The 18,465-nt window shown below is 62.3% G+C and carries 18 protein-coding genes; 10 read left to right on the top strand and 8 right to left on the bottom strand.

Features of this window, described 5'->3' with window-relative positions; genetic code table 11:
* The first annotated feature begins 5 nt into the window (after window positions 1-5).
* Complete coding sequence (gene rpmG, locus ACMGGN_RS21505) at window positions 6-161, top strand: 50S ribosomal protein L33 (protein WP_003253507.1); 156 nt, start codon at window positions 6-8, stop codon at window positions 159-161.
* 118 nt (window positions 162-279) lie between these two features.
* On the opposite strand, the gene ACMGGN_RS21500 is transcribed toward rpmG, so the two are convergent.
* Window positions 280-480 carry a hypothetical protein gene (locus tag ACMGGN_RS21500; protein WP_115273281.1) on the bottom strand — a complete coding sequence of 67 codons (201 nt, stop codon included), beginning with the start codon at window positions 478-480 and terminating at the stop codon, window positions 280-282.
* Window positions 481-576: 96 nt separating this feature from the next.
* Entirely contained in the window at window positions 577-936 is a 360-nt protein-coding gene (locus ACMGGN_RS21495) for a cupin domain-containing protein (protein WP_115273282.1), read from the bottom strand.
* A gap of 196 nt (window positions 937-1,132) precedes the next feature.
* Here ACMGGN_RS21495 and ACMGGN_RS21490 point away from each other — a divergent pair, with 196 nt between their 5' ends.
* Both ACMGGN_RS21490 and ACMGGN_RS21485 read left to right on the top strand, forming a co-directional pair.
* The gene (locus ACMGGN_RS21490) at window positions 1,133-2,626 is read left to right on the top strand and encodes an aldehyde dehydrogenase (RefSeq protein ID WP_046786878.1); all 1,494 of its coding nucleotides are present in this window, start codon (window positions 1,133-1,135) and stop codon (window positions 2,624-2,626) included.
* 102 nt (window positions 2,627-2,728) lie between these two features.
* Complete coding sequence (locus ACMGGN_RS21485) at window positions 2,729-3,868, top strand: MFS transporter (RefSeq protein ID WP_414156286.1); 1,140 nt, start codon at window positions 2,729-2,731, stop codon at window positions 3,866-3,868.
* Between the two features lie 9 nt (window positions 3,869-3,877).
* On the opposite strand, the gene ACMGGN_RS21480 is transcribed toward ACMGGN_RS21485, so the two are convergent.
* Window positions 3,878-5,428 (bottom strand): phospholipase D family protein, encoded by a 1,551-nt coding sequence (locus tag ACMGGN_RS21480; RefSeq protein ID WP_115273284.1) that lies wholly within the window; start codon window positions 5,426-5,428, stop codon window positions 3,878-3,880.
* 60 nt (window positions 5,429-5,488) lie between these two features.
* Entirely contained in the window at window positions 5,489-6,919 is a 1,431-nt protein-coding gene (locus tag ACMGGN_RS21475; RefSeq protein WP_161872405.1) for a PLP-dependent aminotransferase family protein, read from the bottom strand.
* A gap of 178 nt (window positions 6,920-7,097) precedes the next feature.
* Between ACMGGN_RS21475 and ACMGGN_RS21470 the strand changes: the two genes are divergently transcribed.
* Window positions 7,098-7,328 carry a DUF1127 domain-containing protein gene (locus tag ACMGGN_RS21470; protein WP_046786882.1) on the top strand — a complete coding sequence of 77 codons (231 nt, stop codon included), beginning with the start codon at window positions 7,098-7,100 and terminating at the stop codon, window positions 7,326-7,328.
* 41 nt (window positions 7,329-7,369) lie between these two features.
* Here ACMGGN_RS21470 and ACMGGN_RS21465 read toward each other — a convergent pair whose 3' ends face one another.
* Window positions 7,370-8,662, bottom strand: coding sequence for an NAD(P)/FAD-dependent oxidoreductase (locus tag ACMGGN_RS21465; protein WP_281869616.1), 1,293 nt, complete (start codon window positions 8,660-8,662; stop codon window positions 7,370-7,372).
* Between the two features lie 132 nt (window positions 8,663-8,794).
* Between ACMGGN_RS21465 and ACMGGN_RS21460 the strand changes: the two genes are divergently transcribed.
* Entirely contained in the window at window positions 8,795-9,148 is a 354-nt protein-coding gene (locus ACMGGN_RS21460) for a YkgJ family cysteine cluster protein (protein ID WP_115273287.1), read from the top strand.
* Between the two features lie 2 nt (window positions 9,149-9,150).
* On the opposite strand, the gene dadR is transcribed toward ACMGGN_RS21460, so the two are convergent.
* On the bottom strand, window positions 9,151-9,639 hold the full coding sequence (gene dadR, locus ACMGGN_RS21455) for a transcriptional regulator DadR (protein WP_003258963.1): 489 nt from the start codon (window positions 9,637-9,639) through the stop codon (window positions 9,151-9,153).
* 153 nt (window positions 9,640-9,792) lie between these two features.
* On the opposite strand from dadR, the gene dadA reads away from it, so the two are divergent.
* From dadA to ACMGGN_RS21430, 5 genes are all read left to right on the top strand, one after another.
* On the top strand, window positions 9,793-11,094 hold the full coding sequence (gene dadA / locus ACMGGN_RS21450) for a D-amino acid dehydrogenase (RefSeq protein WP_115273288.1): 1,302 nt from the start codon (window positions 9,793-9,795) through the stop codon (window positions 11,092-11,094).
* Between the two features lie 121 nt (window positions 11,095-11,215).
* Window positions 11,216-12,289 carry an alanine racemase gene (alr, locus tag ACMGGN_RS21445; protein ID WP_115273289.1) on the top strand — a complete coding sequence of 358 codons (1,074 nt, stop codon included), beginning with the start codon at window positions 11,216-11,218 and terminating at the stop codon, window positions 12,287-12,289.
* Between the two features lie 110 nt (window positions 12,290-12,399).
* Complete coding sequence (locus ACMGGN_RS21440; RefSeq protein WP_125924393.1) at window positions 12,400-12,948, top strand: cupin domain-containing protein; 549 nt, start codon at window positions 12,400-12,402, stop codon at window positions 12,946-12,948.
* A gap of 136 nt (window positions 12,949-13,084) precedes the next feature.
* Window positions 13,085-13,507: a c-type cytochrome gene (locus ACMGGN_RS21435; RefSeq protein WP_012312151.1), complete on the top strand. Its 423-nt coding sequence runs from the start codon at window positions 13,085-13,087 to the stop codon at window positions 13,505-13,507.
* A gap of 118 nt (window positions 13,508-13,625) precedes the next feature.
* Window positions 13,626-15,485, top strand: coding sequence for an acetyl-CoA hydrolase/transferase C-terminal domain-containing protein (locus ACMGGN_RS21430; RefSeq protein ID WP_414156285.1), 1,860 nt, complete (start codon window positions 13,626-13,628; stop codon window positions 15,483-15,485).
* Between the two features lie 114 nt (window positions 15,486-15,599).
* Here the strand turns inward: ACMGGN_RS21430 and ACMGGN_RS21425 are convergent, their stop codons facing one another.
* Together ACMGGN_RS21425 and rep are read right to left on the bottom strand one after the other, a co-directional pair.
* Complete coding sequence (locus ACMGGN_RS21425) at window positions 15,600-16,172, bottom strand: xanthine phosphoribosyltransferase (protein WP_012312153.1); 573 nt, start codon at window positions 16,170-16,172, stop codon at window positions 15,600-15,602.
* 63 nt (window positions 16,173-16,235) lie between these two features.
* Entirely contained in the window at window positions 16,236-18,245 is a 2,010-nt protein-coding gene (gene rep / locus ACMGGN_RS21420; protein WP_012312154.1) for a DNA helicase Rep, read from the bottom strand.
* Window positions 18,246-18,465: the final 220 nt, after the last annotated feature.

Genomic DNA, 18,465 nt, shown 5'->3' with positions numbered 1-18,465 from the left:
ACGTCATGCGTGAATTGATCCGTCTGGTTTCGAGTGCTGGCACTGGCCACTTCTACACCACCGACAAGAACAAGCGCACCACCCCGGACAAAATCGAGATCAAGAAATACGATCCCGTTGTTCGCAAGCACGTGGTGTACAAGGAAGCCAAGATCAAGTAATTGATCGGCGACCTGAAAAAACCCGCATCCGAAAGGACGCGGGTTTTTTTTTACGTGGATGCCAACAAGAAAGGGGCTCCGTCTGGAGCCCCTTTCTTGTAGCGATCAGCAGTGGGTATCAGCTGATGTGCAGGCCGTCGATGGTACCGCCAGCGTCGACACGGATCATCACCCTGTCGGAGCGTATGTCCTTGCTGGTGATGTCGTGTGGGCCGGCGGCGGTCGTCAGGCCGGTCAGCTCGAGGATGTAAGGCTTGACGCTTTCTACATACTGCGAGCCAATCACGTGACGAGCGGCGCCGAGGATGTCGGTAGTCATGATGATTCTCCTTGGATTGTCCTGAATTGGACGCTGCAAGGATCACGCTCTTGGCTTGCCGGGCTGTGGTAATTAATCACCACGCCGGCGTCGCACTCATTTCTGCTCGAACATCACATAAATCTTGCGGCACGGCTCCAGCACTTCCCAGGTGCCCTTGAAGCCGGCCGGAATGACAAACCGATCACCGGCACGCAGGGTCTTGGCGCCGCCATCCGGGTCGCGCAGTACCGAAACGCCCTGCACGATCTCGCAGTATTCATGCTCGGTGTAGTTCACTGTCCACTGCCCGACCTCACCTTCCCAGACACCTGCGGCGAACTGTCCGCACGGGGTGGAATAATGGTTGTAGACAGCCTGGTCCGGCTCGCCCTTGAGGATTTTTTCTGCCGCGGGACGGTAGCGTTCAGCCTCGGTGAGGACTTGGGCGAAGTCGATGATGCTGGCGATGTTCATGGTGCAGCTCCTATTTTTGTTTAATAAAATGCACATCAGTAGGCTTTTAGGCCTTATGTGTCAAATATATTGATAGTTTGCACTGGCTGGTTTAGGGTATCGCTTGCCAGTGTGCGCTTGTCGCCCGGCCAGAATTCTGACAACGCCTGTGAGTCCTCAGTGCGGCGTTGCACCTAAACAAGAGGAGGAGTTTCGTATGACCACCCTGACTCGTGCAGACTGGGAGCAACGTGCCCAGCAACTGAAGATCGAAGGACGTGCCTTCATCAACGGCGAATACACCGACGCCGCATCCGGTGAAACCTTCGACTGCCTGAGCCCGGTCGACGGACGCTTCCTGGCCAAGGTTGCCAGCTGCGACCTGGCCGATGCCAATCGCGCTGTGGAAAACGCCCGCGCAACGTTCGATTCCGGCGTCTGGTCGCAGCTGGCCCCGGCCAAACGCAAGGCCAAGCTGATCCGCTTCGCCGACCTGCTGCGCAAGAACGTCGAAGAGCTGGCGCTGCTGGAAACTCTGGACATGGGCAAGCCGATCGGCGACTCCTCCAGCATCGACGTGCCGGGCGCGGCCAATGCCATCCACTGGACCGCCGAAGCCATCGACAAGGTCTACGACGAAGTCGCGCCGACCCCTAGTGATCAGCTGGGTCTGGTTACCCGCGAAGCAGTTGGCGTGGTCGGTGCCATCGTACCGTGGAACTTCCCGCTGCTGATGGCCTGCTGGAAGATCGCACCAGCCCTGGCCACCGGTAACTCGCTGGTACTCAAGCCATCCGAGAAGTCGCCGCTGACCGCCATCCGCATTGCCCAGCTGGCCATCGAAGCCGGTATCCCGGCCGGTGTGCTGAACGTGCTGCCAGGCTACGGCCACACCGTCGGCAAGGCCCTGGCCCTGCACATGGATGTAGACACCCTGGTGTTCACCGGCTCGACCAAGATCGCCAAGCAGTTGATGGTGTATGCGGGCGAGTCGAACATGAAGCGTATCTGGCTGGAAGCCGGTGGCAAGAGCCCGAACATCGTCTTTGCCGACGCTCCGGACCTGCAAGCCGCCGCCGAAGCTGCTGCCAGCGCCATCGCTTTCAACCAGGGCGAAGTTTGCACCGCAGGTTCGCGCCTGCTGGTCGAGCGTTCGATCAAGGACAAGTTCCTGCCCATGGTGGTCGAAGCGCTCAAGGGCTGGAAGCCAGGTAACCCGCTCGATCCGCAGACCACCGTCGGTGCGCTGGTCGACACCCAGCAGATGAATACCGTGCTGTCGTACATCGACGCCGGCCACAAGGACGGCGCCAAGTTGCTGGCCGGTGGCAAGCGCACCCTGGAAGAGACTGGCGGCACCTACGTCGAGCCGACCATCTTCGACGGCGTGACCAACGCCATGAAGATCGCCCAGGAAGAAATCTTCGGCCCCGTGCTGTCGGTCATCGCCTTCGATACTGCCGAAGAAGCCATCGCCATTGCCAACGACACGCCGTATGGCCTGGCCGCTGGCATCTGGACGTCGGATATTTCCAAGGCCCACAAGACTGCCCGTGCCGTGCGCGCCGGCAGCGTCTGGGTCAACCAGTACGATGGCGGCGACATGACCGCGCCGTTCGGTGGTTTCAAGCAGTCGGGCAACGGCCGTGACAAGTCGCTGCATGCGCTGGAGAAGTACACCGAGCTGAAAGCGACCTGGATCAAGCTGTAAATCCAGGGGGGCTGCGCTACAGCCCCAACGACAGCCGGGCCGGTTCACACCGTCCCGGCTGTGTCGTTTCTGCCATTCAAGAATTCTGCCTGGGAGGCTGCTATGCGCTGGGGAACCTACTTTGCCGTGCTGGCATCGGTGCTGAGCGTCGGGCTCGCGCTCGGCGTGAGCATGCCGCTGGTGTCCCTGCGCCTGGAGGCCTGGGGCTACGGTAGCTTCGCCATCGGCGTAATGGCTGCGATGCCCGCGCTGGGCGTGCTGATTGGTGCCAGCCTGGCCAGCCGCCTGGCCGGCTGGGTCGGCGTGCCTTCGGCTATGCGCCTGTGCCTGTGGGGCGGGGCATTGTCGATTGGCCTGCTGGCGGTGCTGCCCAGCTACCCGCTGTGGCTGGCGCTGCGCTTGCTGATCGGCATGTCGTTGACCGTGGTGTTCATCCTTGGTGAGAGCTGGATCAACCAGTTGGTGGTCGAGCAGTGGCGTGGGCGCCTGGTGGCGCTGTATGGCAGCAGCTATGCCTTGAGCCAACTGGCAGGGCCGCTGGTGCTGGGCTTTCTCGGCTCCGACGATGACTTTGGCTTCTGGGCTGCGACCGGCCTGCTGCTGCTATCGCCCTTGCTGTTGTTGGGTCGTGGCGGCGCGCCGAGTACCGAGGCCTGCAGCGTTACCTTCAGCGACCTGTTCGCCTTCTGTCGCCGGCTGCCGGTGATCGCCTGGGCCATCGCGCTGTTCGCTTCCTTCGAGGCGATGATCCTCACCCTGTTGCCGGTGTATTGCCTGCAGCAGGGCTTCTCCACCGAGCTGGCGCTGTTCATGGTCAGTACTGTGGTGGTTGGCGACGCGGTGCTGCAGTTGCCGATCGGCGCCTTGGCCGACCACATGTCGCGGCGCGCACTGTTCACCGCTTGTGCCGTGACCTTGCTGTGTTCCAGCCTGGCGATTCCGTTGCTTGTGCACACGCCGGCGATCTGGCCATTGTGGGTGCTGTTCGGGGCCAGTGCCGGTGGCCTGTTCACGTTGTCGCTGATACTGATCGGCGAGCGTTATCGGGATGATGCACTTGTGCGGGCCAATGCTCATGTGGCGCAGCTGTGGGGTATCGGCTGCCTGCTGGGGCCGTTGCTGGCCGGTGCGGGTAGCCAGTGGCTCAGTGGCCATGCGTTGCCGCTGCTGATGGCAGTTGGGGCGGCCGGGTTGGTGGTGTTGACCCGGCGGCGCGGTGCCTTCGAGCCTGCTGCCGCCTGAGGCCCTGCGCTACAGCATTTTCTCCAGCCCGACGGCCTTGCTGATCCACGCATTGAACCGCCGCCAGAGCCCGCCGGGCTCTGCCGTCAGGGTGTGCAGTTGGCCGTTGTCCTCGGTCACCCAGGCCAGCTTGTCATTCTCTAGCCTGACCTGATAACTCAGCGCAGGCGCCATGCCCTGAACGGCCAGCTCGCGGGTGTATTCGGCCAGCTCCGGGCTGTCCACCAGCACCCCGACCTCGGTATTCCACAACACCGAACGCGGGTCGAAATTGAACGAGCCGATGAAAGTCTTTCGCCGGTCGAACACGATCGCCTTGCTGTGCAGGCTGGAATCCGAACCGCCATGGAAATTCAGGCGCCCGGCACTGGGGTCACCCGGCTGGCGGCGCAACTCGAACAGCTGCACGCCGTGTTCGAGCAGCGCCCGGCGGTAGGGCGCATACCCGCCATGCACGGCCGGTACATCGGTGGCCTCCAGCGAGTTGGTCAACAGCTTGACCGACGTTCCGGCGTCCGCACGGCCGGTCAGGTACAGCAGCCCGGGCTCGCCAGGGACGAAATAGGCCGAAACCAGGATCAACTCGTGGTGCACGTTTGCCAGGTCAGGGGCCAACTGCTGGCTCATCAGCAGGTGCGGGTCTGGCTCATCGTCTGCCAGCACCTTGCTCGGTGCATCCCACAAGGCCTGGCTGTGGGCCCAGATCAGCTCATTGCGCCAAACATCCAGCCGAGGCTCCGACTGATAGGCCATCAGGCGGTCATACAGCGCCTTGCGCTGCACCCGCGCCTCGGCCAGCGACACCTCCAGGCGGTGGCGGCTGGCGCGCAGGTCGGCGGCATCCGGCAGTTGCCAGAGGAAGTCAGTCACGGGCCGGCTCAGGGCACTGTTCCAGTACTGGTCGAAGCTGTGCCCGAGCTGTTCGGCCACCGGGCCCACGCCGAGCATGTCGATGTCAGTGAAATTCAGGTTGGGCTCAGCATCGAAATACTCATCGCCCAGGTTGCGCCCGCCGACGATGGCCATGCTGTTGTCCACCAGGAACAGCTTGTTGTGCATGCGCCGGTGCTGGCGCGACAGGTTGAACAGGCGGCCCACCGCGCGCGTCACCCCCGTGCTGCGGCCCAGATGCAGTGGGTTGAATACGCGGATCTGGATGTTCGGATGGGCGTCGAGGGTGCCCATGATGGTGTCCAGGCCGTCGCTGGTGGTGTCGTCCAGCAGGATGCGCACGCGTACGCCTCGGTCGGCGGCGCGCAGCAGTTCATGGACCAGGGCCCGGGTGCTCAGGCCGTCGTGGACGATGTAGTACTGCAAGTCGATGCTGGCCTGCGCGTTGCGGATCAGCTCAGCGCGGGCACGGAAGGCCTCGTTGCTGTTGGGCAGCAGACGGAAACCGGACCGTCCTTCATAGGGTGCGGCCTGGCGCAGCACCGAGCGGCCGAAGGCTGAATCTTTGGCCGGCAGTGCCTGGCTGGTCTCGCGGGGTGTACCGACGCTGGCGCAGCCTGCAAGGCCGAGCAGCACCAGCAGCAGGGGCAGAGCTCGCTGGAGTCTCAAGTGTGGATCGTCCTGTGCGGCAAAGGCTTGAGAGGTTGGACCGTATAGGGCGGCGCAAAGTTACCCGTCGGTGTTACTTTGATCCAGTAGACGAAGGGCGGTTTCTCCCACTTTGCGCACCGCGTCCTCGATCTGCGGTGTTGGCCGCGCGGCGAAATTCATCCGCAGGCAGTGGCGGAACTTGCCTGAGGCCGAAAAGATGCTGCCCACGGCAACCTGCACGCCCTGTTCCAGTAAAGCGCGGTTCAGCCGCAACGTGTCGAAATGCTCTGGCAGCTCCACCCACAGCATGAAGCCACCCTGAGGCCGGCTGACGCGCGTGCCAGGCGGGAAGTAACGGTTTACCCAGTCGCTCATCAGGTCGCGGCCGCGCTGGTACTGGCTGCGCATGCGCCGCACATGGGGGTGGTAGTGGCCGCTGGCGATGAAATCGGCAATCGCCAGCTGCGGCTGGGTGGCCGTGCTGCCGGTGCTGATGTACTTCATGTGCAGCACCCGCTCCAGATAGCGCCCTGGCGCCACCCAGCCAATGCGCAGGCCCGGGGCTAGCGTCTTGGAAAACGAACTGCACAGCAGCACGCGACCGTCGTCGTCGAACGACTTGAGAGTGCGCGGGCGGGGGTAGGTGTAGGCCAGGTCGCCATACACATCGTCTTCGAGGATGGCGACGTCATAGCGCTGGGCCAGGTTCAGCAGCGCCTTCTTGCGTGCCTCGGGCATGATGTAGCCAAGCGGGTTATTACAGCTTGGCGTGATCTGGATGAGCTTGATCGGCCACTGCTCAAGCGCCAGTTCCAGGGCTTCCAGGCTGATGCCGGTGATCGGGTCGGTGGGGATCTCCAGCGCCTTCATGCCCAGGCCTTTGAGTGTTTGCATGGCGCCGTGAAAGCTCGGCGAATCGACCGCGACAATGTCGCCCGGCTCGCACACCGCGCGGATGCTGCATGACAACGCTTCGTGGCAGCCGGTCGTCACCACCAGGTCCGCGGGGCCCAGGCGGCAGCCAGAGTCCAGCACCAGGCGGGCAACCTGCTCACGCAGAGCGAGGTTGCCATGGATGTTGTCGTAATACAGCCCCGGCATGTCCTGGCGCCGGCTGAGCTGGGCGAGGCTGCGCAACAAGGGCTTGAGGCTCGGGCTGTCGATGTCGGGCATGCCGCGGCCGAGCTGTATGACGTCTTGACGAGGTGTGCTGCGCACCAGCTCCAATACCTGTTCCCACTGCGAAATGTCCACGGGTCGCTGGGCAGGGCGGCTGACGGCGGGCAGTGCGGCGAGGTGGCGATGGTCGTTGACGAAGTAGCCGGACTTGGGGCGTGGCGACACCATGCCGTTGTCTTCCAGCAGGCGGTAGGCCTGCTGCACCGTACTCAGGCTGACCCCATGTTCCACGCTCAGGGCGCGCACCGATGGCAGGCGCTGGCCGGGGCGGTACAGGCCTTGCTCGATACGGGTGCCGAGCAGCTCGGCGAGGTTCAGGTAGAGCGTCACGGCATACTCCTGTGCTCGATTGCAAGCACGACCAGTACAGTTGCGTAGAAAATACAGCATTCAGCCGCAGATCCGCCAATTCTGTATGGGAATAATAAGCCTGTATTGAATCTGTATTGCCGGTGCTGGCAGCGCGCATGCTTTCTCCACAGTAACCACTGAATGGGAGAACGCAGCGATGGGTGGCATGAGCGATGTGCGCTTGCAACTGTTGGCCAGGGAACTGGAAGCCGGGCAGCAGGCCAAGGTGTTCAACGCCCCGCAAGGGATGGGGCGTTGGGGCCTGATGCTGCATCGCTGGCACACCCGCAGGGCGTTGCTGCAGTTGACCGATGAGCAGTTGCGCGATGTTGGGCTGAGCTGGGAGCAGGCCTTGACCGAGGGGCGTAAACCCTTTTGGAAAGACTGATCAACATGACACTGCGCGGTCCATGCAGGACCGTTCAGGTCTCAAGTCAGCTCTTTGAGCCTGTGCCACAACATCCCCAACGCCAGCAGCGGCGAGCGCAGGTGTTTGCCGCCAGGGAAGGTGATGTGTGGCACCTTGGCGAACAGGTCGAAGCGCCCGCCTTGCTGGCCGCTGATGGCTTCACCCAGCAGGCGCGCTGCCAGGTGAGTGGCGTTGAGCCCATGGCCAGAGTAGGCCTGGGCGTAATAAACATTCGGCTGGCTGGCCAGGCGGCCGACCTGTGGCAGGCGGTTGGCGCCGATGCCGATCATCCCACCCCACTGGTAATCGATGCGCACATCGGCCAGTTGCGGGAACACCTTGAGCATCTTCGGCCGCATGTAGGCGGCAATGTCCTGTGGGTCGCGCCCGGAGTAATGGCAGGCACCGCCGAACAGCAGACGGTGGTCGGCGGACAGGCGATAGTAGTCCAGCGCCACGCGCTGGTCGCACACCGCCATGTTCTGCGGCAGCAATTGGCGCGCGCGTTCCTCACCCAGCGGTTCGGTGGCGATGATGTAGCTGCCGGCTGGCAGCACTTTGCCGCCCAATTCGCGGTTGAGGCCGTTGTGATAGGCGTTGCAGCACAGCACCAGGGTTTTGGCGCGCACCCGGCCTTGGGCGGTGTGCACCTTCACTTCGGGGCCGTACTCGATGCGGCTGACCTCCGATTGCTCGTATAGCTGCACACCAAGGCGGCTGGCCACGGCCGCTTCGCCAAGCGCCAGGTTGAGCGGGTGCAGGTGCCCTGAGCCCATGTCGATCAGGCCGCCGACATAACGGTCGGAGCCGACCACGCTGTGGATATCGTCTTTATGCACCAGGCGCAGTTCGTGCCGGTAGCCCAGGCTGCGCAGTTCATCGGCCTCTTCGGCGAAGCCTTGCAGCTCGCCGGGCTTGTTGGCCAGGTCGCAGTAACCCCAGGTCAGGTCGCAGGCGATGGCGTGGCGCTCGACCCGTTCACGGACGATGTCCACGGCTTCCAGGCCCATCAGCTTCATGCTGCGTACGCCTTCTTCACCGATCACCGCATGGAACTGCTCCAGGCCGTGGCCGACGCCCCGGATAAGCTGGCCGCCATTGCGCCCGCTGGCCCCCCAGCCGAGCTTGCGCGCTTCCAGCAGGATCACCGACAGGCCGCGTTCGGCCAGCTCGATGGCGGTGTTCAGGCCCGAATAGCCGCCGCCAACGATGCACACGTCGGCGCTGTGCTCGCCTTGCAGGAACGGGTGATCGGGGTGTGGCGCGCTGCTGGCGGCGTAGTAGGAGGCGGCGTGCTGCGCGCTGTGGATCATTGGCGGGTCCTGGGTATCGAGACAGAAGTGGGAGGATAAGCCGGGCTTTCGGGGTCGGGCAACCGGCCTCATTCGCGGCAGGCCGACGATGAGGCCTATAATTCAGTCTCAATCTTCAATGTATTCCTCGCCATGTCCTGCAACCGCCACAAGATCCAGTTCCTGCGTGAACTCATCCCTTCCTTCGAATGCGAGCCCGGTTGCCACGACTGTTGTGGCCCGGTTACCACGTCAGCCGAAGAGATGGCCCGCCTGCCGCGCAAGTCGCAGGCTGAGCAGGATGCGGCGCTGCAGCGCCTGGACTGTGTGCACCTGGGGCCCAATGGCTGCACCGTGTATGAAGAAAGGCCGATGATCTGCCGCCTGTTCGGCACTACCCCGCGCATGGCCTGCCCACGCGGCCGTGGCCCGCAACAGATGATCGAGCCGCAAGCCGAGCAGCTCGTCCACCGGCTCATCGCCACCACCCGGCAGGTGCTGGTTTAGCGTCAGTCCGGGATCGGCAGGCAGAGGCTTTCCTTCACCTCCTCCATCACGATGTAGCTCTTGGACTCGCGCACGTGCGGCAGCTTGAGCAGGATGTCGCCCAGCAGCTTGCGGTACGAGGCCATCTCTGAAATGCGTGCCTTCACCAGGTAATCGAAATCGCCCGACACCAAGTGGCATTCCAGCACGTGTGGCAGCTTGAGTACCGCGCGGCGGAACTCCTCGAACGTGTCGCCCGACTTGTAGTCCAGGCTGATTTCCACGAACACCAGCAGGCTGCCCTTCAGGTGCTGAGGGTTGAGCCGGGCGTTGTAGCCCATGATGATGCCCTCACGCTCCAGGCGGCGCACGCGCTCGGTGCAAGGGGTGGTGGAAAGCCCAACTTTCTCGCCCAGTTCGGTGAAGGAAATGCGCCCGTCATTCTGCAGGATCCGCAGGATGTTGCGGTCGATCTTGTCCAGTTCACGCTTGCTCTGGTGCTGGGTTCTCATAGGGGATGCCCCTCCGTGAAAGGCGATTTTGCCGAGAATTCTCGCCAAATATAGGCTTTTATATAGTGAATTGCACTGGGCTGTAATTTTTATACTGCGCGCATCCATGCCATATCAACAAAAATGCGGTGCGCCGCGTGCGAGGGATCAACGATGCGAGTTCTGGTACTTGGTAGCGGTGTAATCGGAACCGCCAGTGCCTATTACCTGGCCCGGCAAGGTTTTGAAGTGACTGTGGTCGATCGCCAACCGGCGGTGGCGATGGAAACCAGCTTCGCCAACGCAGGCCAGATCTCGCCCGGCTACGCCTCGCCCTGGGCTGCTCCAGGCGTGCCGCTCAAAGCCATCAAGTGGCTGCTGGAGCGCCACGCGCCATTGGCCATCAAGCTGACCGGCGACGTTGACCAGTACCTGTGGATGGCACAGATGCTGCGCAACTGCACCGCCAGCCGCTATGCAGTGAACAAGGAGCGCATGGTGCGCCTGTCCGAGTACAGCCGCGATTGCCTCGACGAACTGCGCGCCGAAACCGGTATCGCTTACGAAAGCCGCACTTTGGGCACTACCCAGCTGTTCCGCACCCAGGCTCAGGTTGATGCTGCTGCCAAGGATATCGCTGTGCTCGAGCAGTCGGGCGTGCCCTACGAGCTGCTGGACCGTGATGGCATTGCCCGCGTCGAACCGGCCCTGGCTGGGGTCAAGGACATTCTTGCCGGCGCCCTGCGCCTGCCCAACGACCAGACCGGCGACTGCCAGCTGTTCACCACCAAGCTTGCAGAAATGGCCCTCAAGCTGGGTGTCGAATTCCGCTTTGGCCAGGACATCCAGCGCCTGGACTTCGCCGGTGACCGAATCAATGGCGTATGGGTCGACGGCAAGCTGGAAACCGCCGATCGCTACGTGCTGGCGCTGGGCAGCTACTCGCCGCAGATGCTCAAACCGCTGGGCATCAAGGCGCCGGTGTACCCGCTCAAGGGTTATTCGCTGACCGTGCCGATCACCAACGCCGACATGGCGCCGACCTCGACCATTCTCGATGAGACCTACAAGGTTGCCATCACCCGCTTCGACAACCGTATCCGTGTCGGTGGCATGGCTGAGATAGCCGGTTTTGACCTGTCGCTTAACCCGCGCCGGCGCGAAACACTGGAGATGATCGTCAACGACCTTTATCCTCGCGGCGGTGACCTGAGCCAGGCCAGTTTCTGGACCGGGCTGCGTCCGGCGACCCCGGATGGAACCCCGATTGTGGGTGCCACCGCATTCCGTAACCTGTTCCTCAACACCGGCCACGGTACGCTGGGTTGGACCATGGCCTGTGGTTCCGGGCGCCTGCTGGCTGACCTGATTGCGCGCAAAAAGCCGCAAATCAGCGCTGAAGGGCTGGATATTTCGCGGTATGGCAATACTCGGGAAGTCGCCAAGCAAGGCCATACGGCGCCCGTGCATCAGTAATCGGCCTGCTATACCGGCCTCATCGCTGGCACGCCGGCTCCTACACTGACCCTGTGGGAACCGGCTCGCCGGCGATGAATCCAACACTGTTTTCAACCTGAACCACCATAAGGCTGCCGCCATGCGTCCCGCCCGTGCCCTGATCGACCTCCAAGCCCTGCGTCACAACTACCGCCTTGCCCGTGAACTGACCGGCGCCAAGGCCCTCGCCGTGATCAAGGCCGACGCCTACGGCCACGGTGCTGTGCGTTGCGCCCTTGCGCTGGAAGCCGAAGCCGATGGCTTTGCCGTTGCGTGTATCGAAGAGGCGCTGGAGTTGCGAGCGGCGGGTATCAAGGCTCCGATGCTGCTGCTTGAAGGCTTCTTCGAAGCCAGCGAGCTTTCGCTGATCGCCGAGCACGACCTGTGGTGCGTAGTGCATTCGCTGTGGCAGCTGGAGGCCATCGAAAAGACGCCCGTGCACAAGCCATTGACCCTCTGGCTCAAGCTCGACAGCGGCATGCACCGTGTCGGCCTGCACCCCAAGGACTATCACGAGGCTTACCAGCGCCTGCTGGCCAGCGGCAAGGTTGCGCGCATCGTGCTGATGAGCCATTTCGCCCGTGCCGACGAGCTGGATGCCGATGCCACAGAGCAACAGATTGCCGTATTCGAGGCCGCCCGCCAGGGCTTGGCTGCCGAATGCAGCCTGCGTAACTCGCCCGGCGTGCTGGCCTGGCCTCATGCCCCCAGCGACTGGGTGCGCCCGGGCATCATGCTGTATGGCGCAACACCGTTCGAGGTGGCGCAAGCCCAGGCCGAGCGCCTGCAGCCGGTAATGACCCTGCAATCGCGGGTGATCAGCGTGCGAGAGTTGCCCGCTGGCGAGCCTGTGGGCTATGGCGCCAAGTTCATCAGCCAACGCCCCACCCGGGTGGGTGTGGTTGCCATGGGCTATGCCGATGGCTACCCCCGCCAGGCCCCGACCGGTACGCCGGTGATGGTCGCCGGCAAGCGCAGCCAGCTGATTGGCCGCGTTTCCATGGACATGCTGTGCATCGACCTGACCGACGTGCCCGAAGCCACCATCGGCAGCCCGGTCGAGCTGTGGGGCAAGCACGTGTTGGCCAGTGAAGTCGCCATGCACGCAGGGACAATCCCCTATCAGATCTTCTGCAACCTCAAACGCGTGCCGCTGGACTATTTCGGCGAATGACACGCTGAAGCGGACAGCCTGAGGGGCGGTGTGTTGTAAATACTGAACGGCATTGCCATGATATCGTTCACATTCACCCCGCCATCTCACCGTTTCAGGAGGCTCCAGCTTTGGACGTCGGCGAACGACTGCAAGCCATCCGCAAGCTCAAGGGCCTGTCCCAGCGTGAACTCGCCAAGCGTGCGGGCGTGACCAACAGCACCATCTCGATGATCGAGAAGAACAGTGTGAGCCCCTCGATCAGCTCGCTGCGCAAGGTGCTAAGCGGTATTCCCATGTCCATGGTCGAGTTTTTCTCCGTGGAACTGGAAGCTGAAAGCCACGCCCAGATTGTCTACAAGGCCCACGAACTGATCGACATTTCCGACGGTGCGGTGACCATGAAGCTGGTGGGCAAGTCGCATCCCAACCGTGCCATTGCCTTCCTCACCGAGGTTTACCCGCCGGGTGCCGACACCGGAGCGGAGATGCTCACCCATGATGGCGAAGAGACCGGCATCCTCCTTGAAGGCCGGCTGGAACTGGTGGTGGGCACCGAGACCTTCATCCTCGAAGAAGGTGACAGCTACTACTTCGAGAGCACCCGCCCGCACCGTTTTCGCAACCCTTTCAATGAGCCGGCCCGGCTGATCAGTGCTGCAACGCCGTCGAACTTTTGATCCAGCGCAGTGCATTGATTCGGCAATACCCCTTTCCTGAGTAGGGTCGTTTCACGGCTTCCGGGTTCCCGCTATACTTTTCAACGCTCGCATTACCGTGGCCGCGGGCGTGATTAGCCACCATGAGGGTGTTCGCGTGAACCAAATCAAGAAGATGCTGGCCGTACCAGCAGCCGTATTCGCCCTTTGGGCAATGAGCGCAACCGCTGCGACCAATGATGACATTGCCAAACGCCTTGAGCCGGTTGGCCAAGTGTGCGTTCAGGGCCAGGAATGCAAGGGCATGGAGGTGGCCGCTTCGGCTGGCGGTGGCGGTGCCAAGACACCGGATGAAATCATCGCCAAGCATTGCAACGCCTGCCATGGCAGCGGCCTGCTCGGCGCGCCGAAAATTGGCGACACCGCCGCCTGGAAAGAGCGCGCCGATCACCAGGGCGGCCTTGACGGCATCCTGGCCAAGGCCATCACCGGGATCAACGCCATGCCCCCCAAGGGCACCTGCGCTGATTGCTCGGATGATGACCTCAAAGCGGCCATACAGAAGATGTCCGGGCTTTGAGCCTGGGTTGAATTGCCAATAGCCCGCCTTGCATGGCGGGCTTTGTCTTTGCGCAGGCAACGAACCCGCGCCGGTTCATGTCCAACCCCTGAACCCACGGAAGATTCAGGAGGCCACGATGCACCTCTGCTCCATCGACCATGCAGTCGAGCAGGTCTTGTCACGCCTGCCCGCGCATATCCACATGGGCCTGCCGCTGGGTCTTGGCAAACCCAATGCCTTCGTCAATGCGTTGTACGCCCGGGTGCGCGACCTGCCAGAGCGCCAGTTGACGATCTACACGGCCTTGTCGCTTGGCCGCCCACCATTGGGCGACGGTTTGCAACGGCGCTTCCTCGAGCCCTTCATCGAACGTGTGTTCGCCGATTATCAGGAGCTCACCTATCTCGCCGACCTGCGCAACGACCAACTGCCGCCGAACATCCGCGTCGAGCAGTTCTTCATGCAGCCCGGCGGCCTGTTGCACAGTGATTGCGCACAGCAAGACTACGTCAGCAGCAACTACAGCCATGCAGCACGCGATATCAACGCCAAGGGCCTCAACCTGATCGCGCAACTGGTAGCCGCCACGCCGGAAAAGCCGGTGCACTTGAGCCTGGCCTGCAACCCCGACATCACCCTCGACCTGCTGCCGATGATCGCCAAGCGCCGCGAGGCCGGTGAAACCATCCTCATGCTCGGACAGGTGCATGCCGAGCTGCCCTACATGCCCGGCGATTCGGAGTTGGGCATGGAGGCGTTCGACCTGCTGATCGATCAGGTGGAACAAAGTCGGCTGTTCTCTACCCCGAACATGCCGGTTACCACCCAGGACCATTGCATCGGCCTTCACGCCAGTACCCTGGTGCGCGATGGCGGCACCCTGCAGATCGGCATCGGCGCCATGGGTGATGCCGTGGCAGCTGCGTTGCTGGCGCGCCAAGGCGACAATTCTGGTTACCGAGCACTGATGGGCGAGCTGGATGTAGGGCCGTGGCAAACCCTGATCGAGCGGGAAGGGGGGCTCGATGCTTTCGGCCAAGGCCTCTACGGTTGTAGTGAGATGTTCGTCAACGGCCTGCTGGCTCTCGCCGAAGCCGGGGTGGTGCGGCGCCCTGCTGACGAGCAAGGCGTACTGGTTCACGGCGGCTTCTTCCTCGGCCCGCAGGCGTTCTATCAGCGCTTGCGGGAGATGCCGCTGGAGCAGCGCGCTCAATTTGCCATGACGCGCATCAGCTTCATCAACGAGCTGTATGGCCAGGAAGAACTGAAGCGCCGCCAGCGGCGTGATGCCCGCTTCATAAACACAGTGTTCACCATGACCCTGCTCGGCGCGGGGGTAGCCGACCAGTTGGAGGATGGCCGCGTGCTCAGCGGCGTGGGCGGGCAATACAACTTCGTCGCACAGGGACACGCGCTGGAGGGCGGGCGATCCATCCTGTTGCTGCGCAGTTGGCGCGAGGCCGGCGGCGAGGTCAGCTCAAACCTGCTCTGGGCCTACGGCCATTGCACCATCCCCCGGCACTTGCGCGACATCGTCGTGACCGAGTACGGCATCGCCGATTTGCGTGGGCAGACTGACAGCGAAGTGATCGCACGGCTGCTGGCGATCAGTGATTCGAGGTTCCAGGGCGATCTGATCGAGCAGGTCAAGAAAGCCGGCAAGCTCGCAAAAGACTTTCAGCTGGATGCGCGGTTTACCGACAACACGCCTGAGCGACTTGAGCAAATCAGGGCACGGCATGCGCGGCTGTTCCCGGAGTATCCGTTGGGGACTGATTTCACGGCCGAGGAACGGGACTTGTTGCGGGCTTTGAACTGGCTCAAAAGCAAGTTCAGGTTGAGCGAGGTGCTGGAGCTGGGCAATGCAGCGCTGGATGCGCCGGGGCCGGAGGGGTATGCGGCGCAGTTGGCGCGCATGCAGCTGGATGAGCCACGAGGGCTCAAAGACGAGCTGTATCAGCGGTTGCTATTGGCAGGATTGGCGGCGACGCGGTGATTGCCGGGGCTGCTTTGCAGCCCATCGCGACACAAGGCCGCTCCTACAGAAGCTCGGTGGTCCTGTAGGGGCGGCCTTGCGTCGCGATGGGCCGCATAGCGGCGCCAATGGCTGTCACTCGATGAAGCTGACCACGCCACCTTCCAGCGACTTCACCCGGGCCAGCGATTCAACGCGGTAACCCTGGCCGTCCAGCTCGGCACGGCCGCCCTGGAACGACTTCTCGATGACGATACCCAGGCCGGCCACGGTGGCACCGGCCTGCTTGATGATCGAGATCAGCGCCTGCGAGGCTTTGCCGTTGGCCAGGAAGTCATCGATCACCAGCACGCGATCGCTGCTGTTGAGATGGCGCGGCGAGATCGCCACGGTGTTCTCGGTCTGCTTGGTGAAGGAATACACCGAGGCAGTCAGCAGGTTTTCGGTCAGGGTCAGGGACTGATGCTTGCGCGCGAAGATCACCGGAACGCCCAGCTTCAGGCCAGTCATCACCGCCGGCGCAATACCCGAGGCTTCGATGGTGACGATCTTGGTCACACCGGCATCGGCGTAAAGGCGGGCGAACTCGTCACCGATCAGCTGCATCAGCGCAGGGTCGATCTGGTGATTGAGAAACGCATCGACTTTGAGAACCTGATCGGAAAGCACGATGCCTTCGTCGCGAATCTTCTGCTGCAGTGCTTCCACTGTGTATCTCCGATGTAGCAAATGTGGCCGCAAAGAGCGGCAGAGTTAAAGAGTAATGGTTGATCAGCGTTTGAGCATTGCCCGGATATCGGCCAGTGCGTTGTTGCCACGCGCGGCTTTGACTTCCACTGGCGCATCGTCCAGGCCTTCCCAGGCCAGGTCGTCCGGGGGCAGTTCGTCGAGGAACCGGCTGGGCGTGCAGTCGATGATTTCGCCGTACTGCTTGCGTTTGGCAGCGAAGGTGAAGGCCAGGGTCTGGCGGGCGCGGGTAATGCCCACGTAGGCCAGGCGGCGTTCCTCTTCGATGGTGTCGGCTTCGATGCTCGAGCGGTGGGGGAGGATTTCCTCCTCCATGCCCATGATGAACACGTAAGGGAATTCCAGGCCTTTGGACGCGTGCAGGGTCATCATCTGCACGCCCTCGGCGTTTTCTTCCTCTTCCTGCTGGCGCTCGAGCATGTCGCGCAGCACCAGCTTGCCGATGGCGTCCTCGATGGTCATGTCACCCTCTTCGTCCTTCTCGAGGGTGTTCTTCAGCGCTTCGACCAAGAACCAGACGTTGCTGATGCGGAATTCCGCAGCCTTGTCGCTCGCCGTTTGCTGGCGGATCCAGTTTTCGTAGTCGATGTCGCGGATCATCTCGTGCAGCGCGGCGATCGGATCTTCCAGGGCGACTTTGTGGCGCACGCCGTCGAGCCAATGCTTGAAACGCTGCAGACGCTCGGTATAACGCGCGTCCAGGTGCTCGCCCAGGCCCAGTTCCTCGCTGGCGGCATACATCGAGACGCCCCGTTCGGTGGCGTAGTTGCCAAGCTTTTCCAGGGTGGTCGAGCCGATCTCGCGGCGCGGTACGTTGATCACCCGCAGGTAGGCGTTGTCGTCATCCGGGTTGACCAGCAAGCGCAGGTAGGCCATCAGGTCCTTGACCTCCTGACGGCCGAAGAAGCTGTTGCCGCCCGACAGGCGATACGGCACCTGGTGATGCTGCAGTTTCAGCTCGATCAGCTTGGCCTGGTAGTTGCCGCGGTAGAGGATGGCGAAGTCGCTGTAAGGGCGGTTGGTGCGCAGGTGCAGGGTGAGGATTTCCATGGCCACACGCTCGGCCTCGGCTTCCTCGTTCTTGCAGCGGATCACACGGATCTCGTCGCCCACGCCCATCTCGCTCCATAGCTGCTTCTCGAACGCATGCGGATTGTTGGCGATCAGCACGTTGGCGCAGCGCAGGATGCGGCTGGTGGAGCGGTAGTTCTGTTCGAGCATGACGATTTTCAGGGAAGGGTAATCTTCCTTGAGCAGCATCAGGTTCTCGGGGCGCGCACCACGCCAGGCGTAGATCGACTGGTCATCGTCACCCACTACTGTGAATTGGTTGCGCATGCCGATCAGCATTTTCACCAGCAGGTACTGGCTGGCGTTGGTGTCCTGGTATTCGTCCACCAGCAGGTAGCGCACGCGGTTCTGCCAGCGCTCCAGCACTTCTGGGTGCTCCTGGAACAGCTTGACCGGCTGCAGGATCAGGTCGTCGAAGTCCACCGCGTTGAACGCCTTGAGCGTGCGCTGGTAGTGGGTATAGACAATGGCAGCGGTCTGCTCGCGCGGGTTGCGCGCTTTTTCCAGGGCTTCGGCGGGCAGGATCAGGTCGTTCTTCCAGGCACCGATCATGTTCTTGATCTCGTCGATGCCATCGTCGCCGGAATATTCTTTCTGCATGATGTCCGACAGCAGCGCCTTGATGTCGGATTCGTCGAAGATCGAAAAGCCCGGCTTGTAGCCCAGCTTGTCGTGCTCCTTGCGGATGATGTTCAGGCCCAGGTTGTGGAAGGTACATACCGTCAGGCCCCGGCCTTCCCCCGGGCGCAGCAGGGTGGCGACCCGTTCCTTCATCTCGCGCGCGGCCTTGTTGGTGAAGGTCATCGCGACGATGTACTGGGCACGGATGCCGCAGTTCTGGATCAGGTGGGCAATCTTGCGCGTAATCACGCTGGTCTTGCCGGAGCCTGCACCGGCGAGCACCAAAAGAGGGCCGCCGACGTAGTCACGGGCTTCCTGTTGCCTGGGATTGAGTCGGGACATGCTAGAAACCGGGGGTCGCCAGAAAATAGCCGCGCATTCTAACAGGCATGGGGCCATTGTGGCGCGACCGTCTGACGTCTGAGTCAGACTTTGTATCGCGCATAGCATTAGTCAGGCTCATGCTATTCATGGAAAAAATCGTATTTGCTGGTTTATCCACTTTCGAGCAGGATGCACGTCAAAATGTGTCGGGACGCGCTGTGGGCAAGGATATGTCTAA

Source organism: Pseudomonas sp. BNK-30, assembly GCF_047456185.1.
GTDB lineage: Bacteria > Pseudomonadota > Gammaproteobacteria > Pseudomonadales > Pseudomonadaceae > Aquipseudomonas > Aquipseudomonas putida_E.
This window is presented reverse-complemented; position numbering and strand designations above follow the sequence as displayed.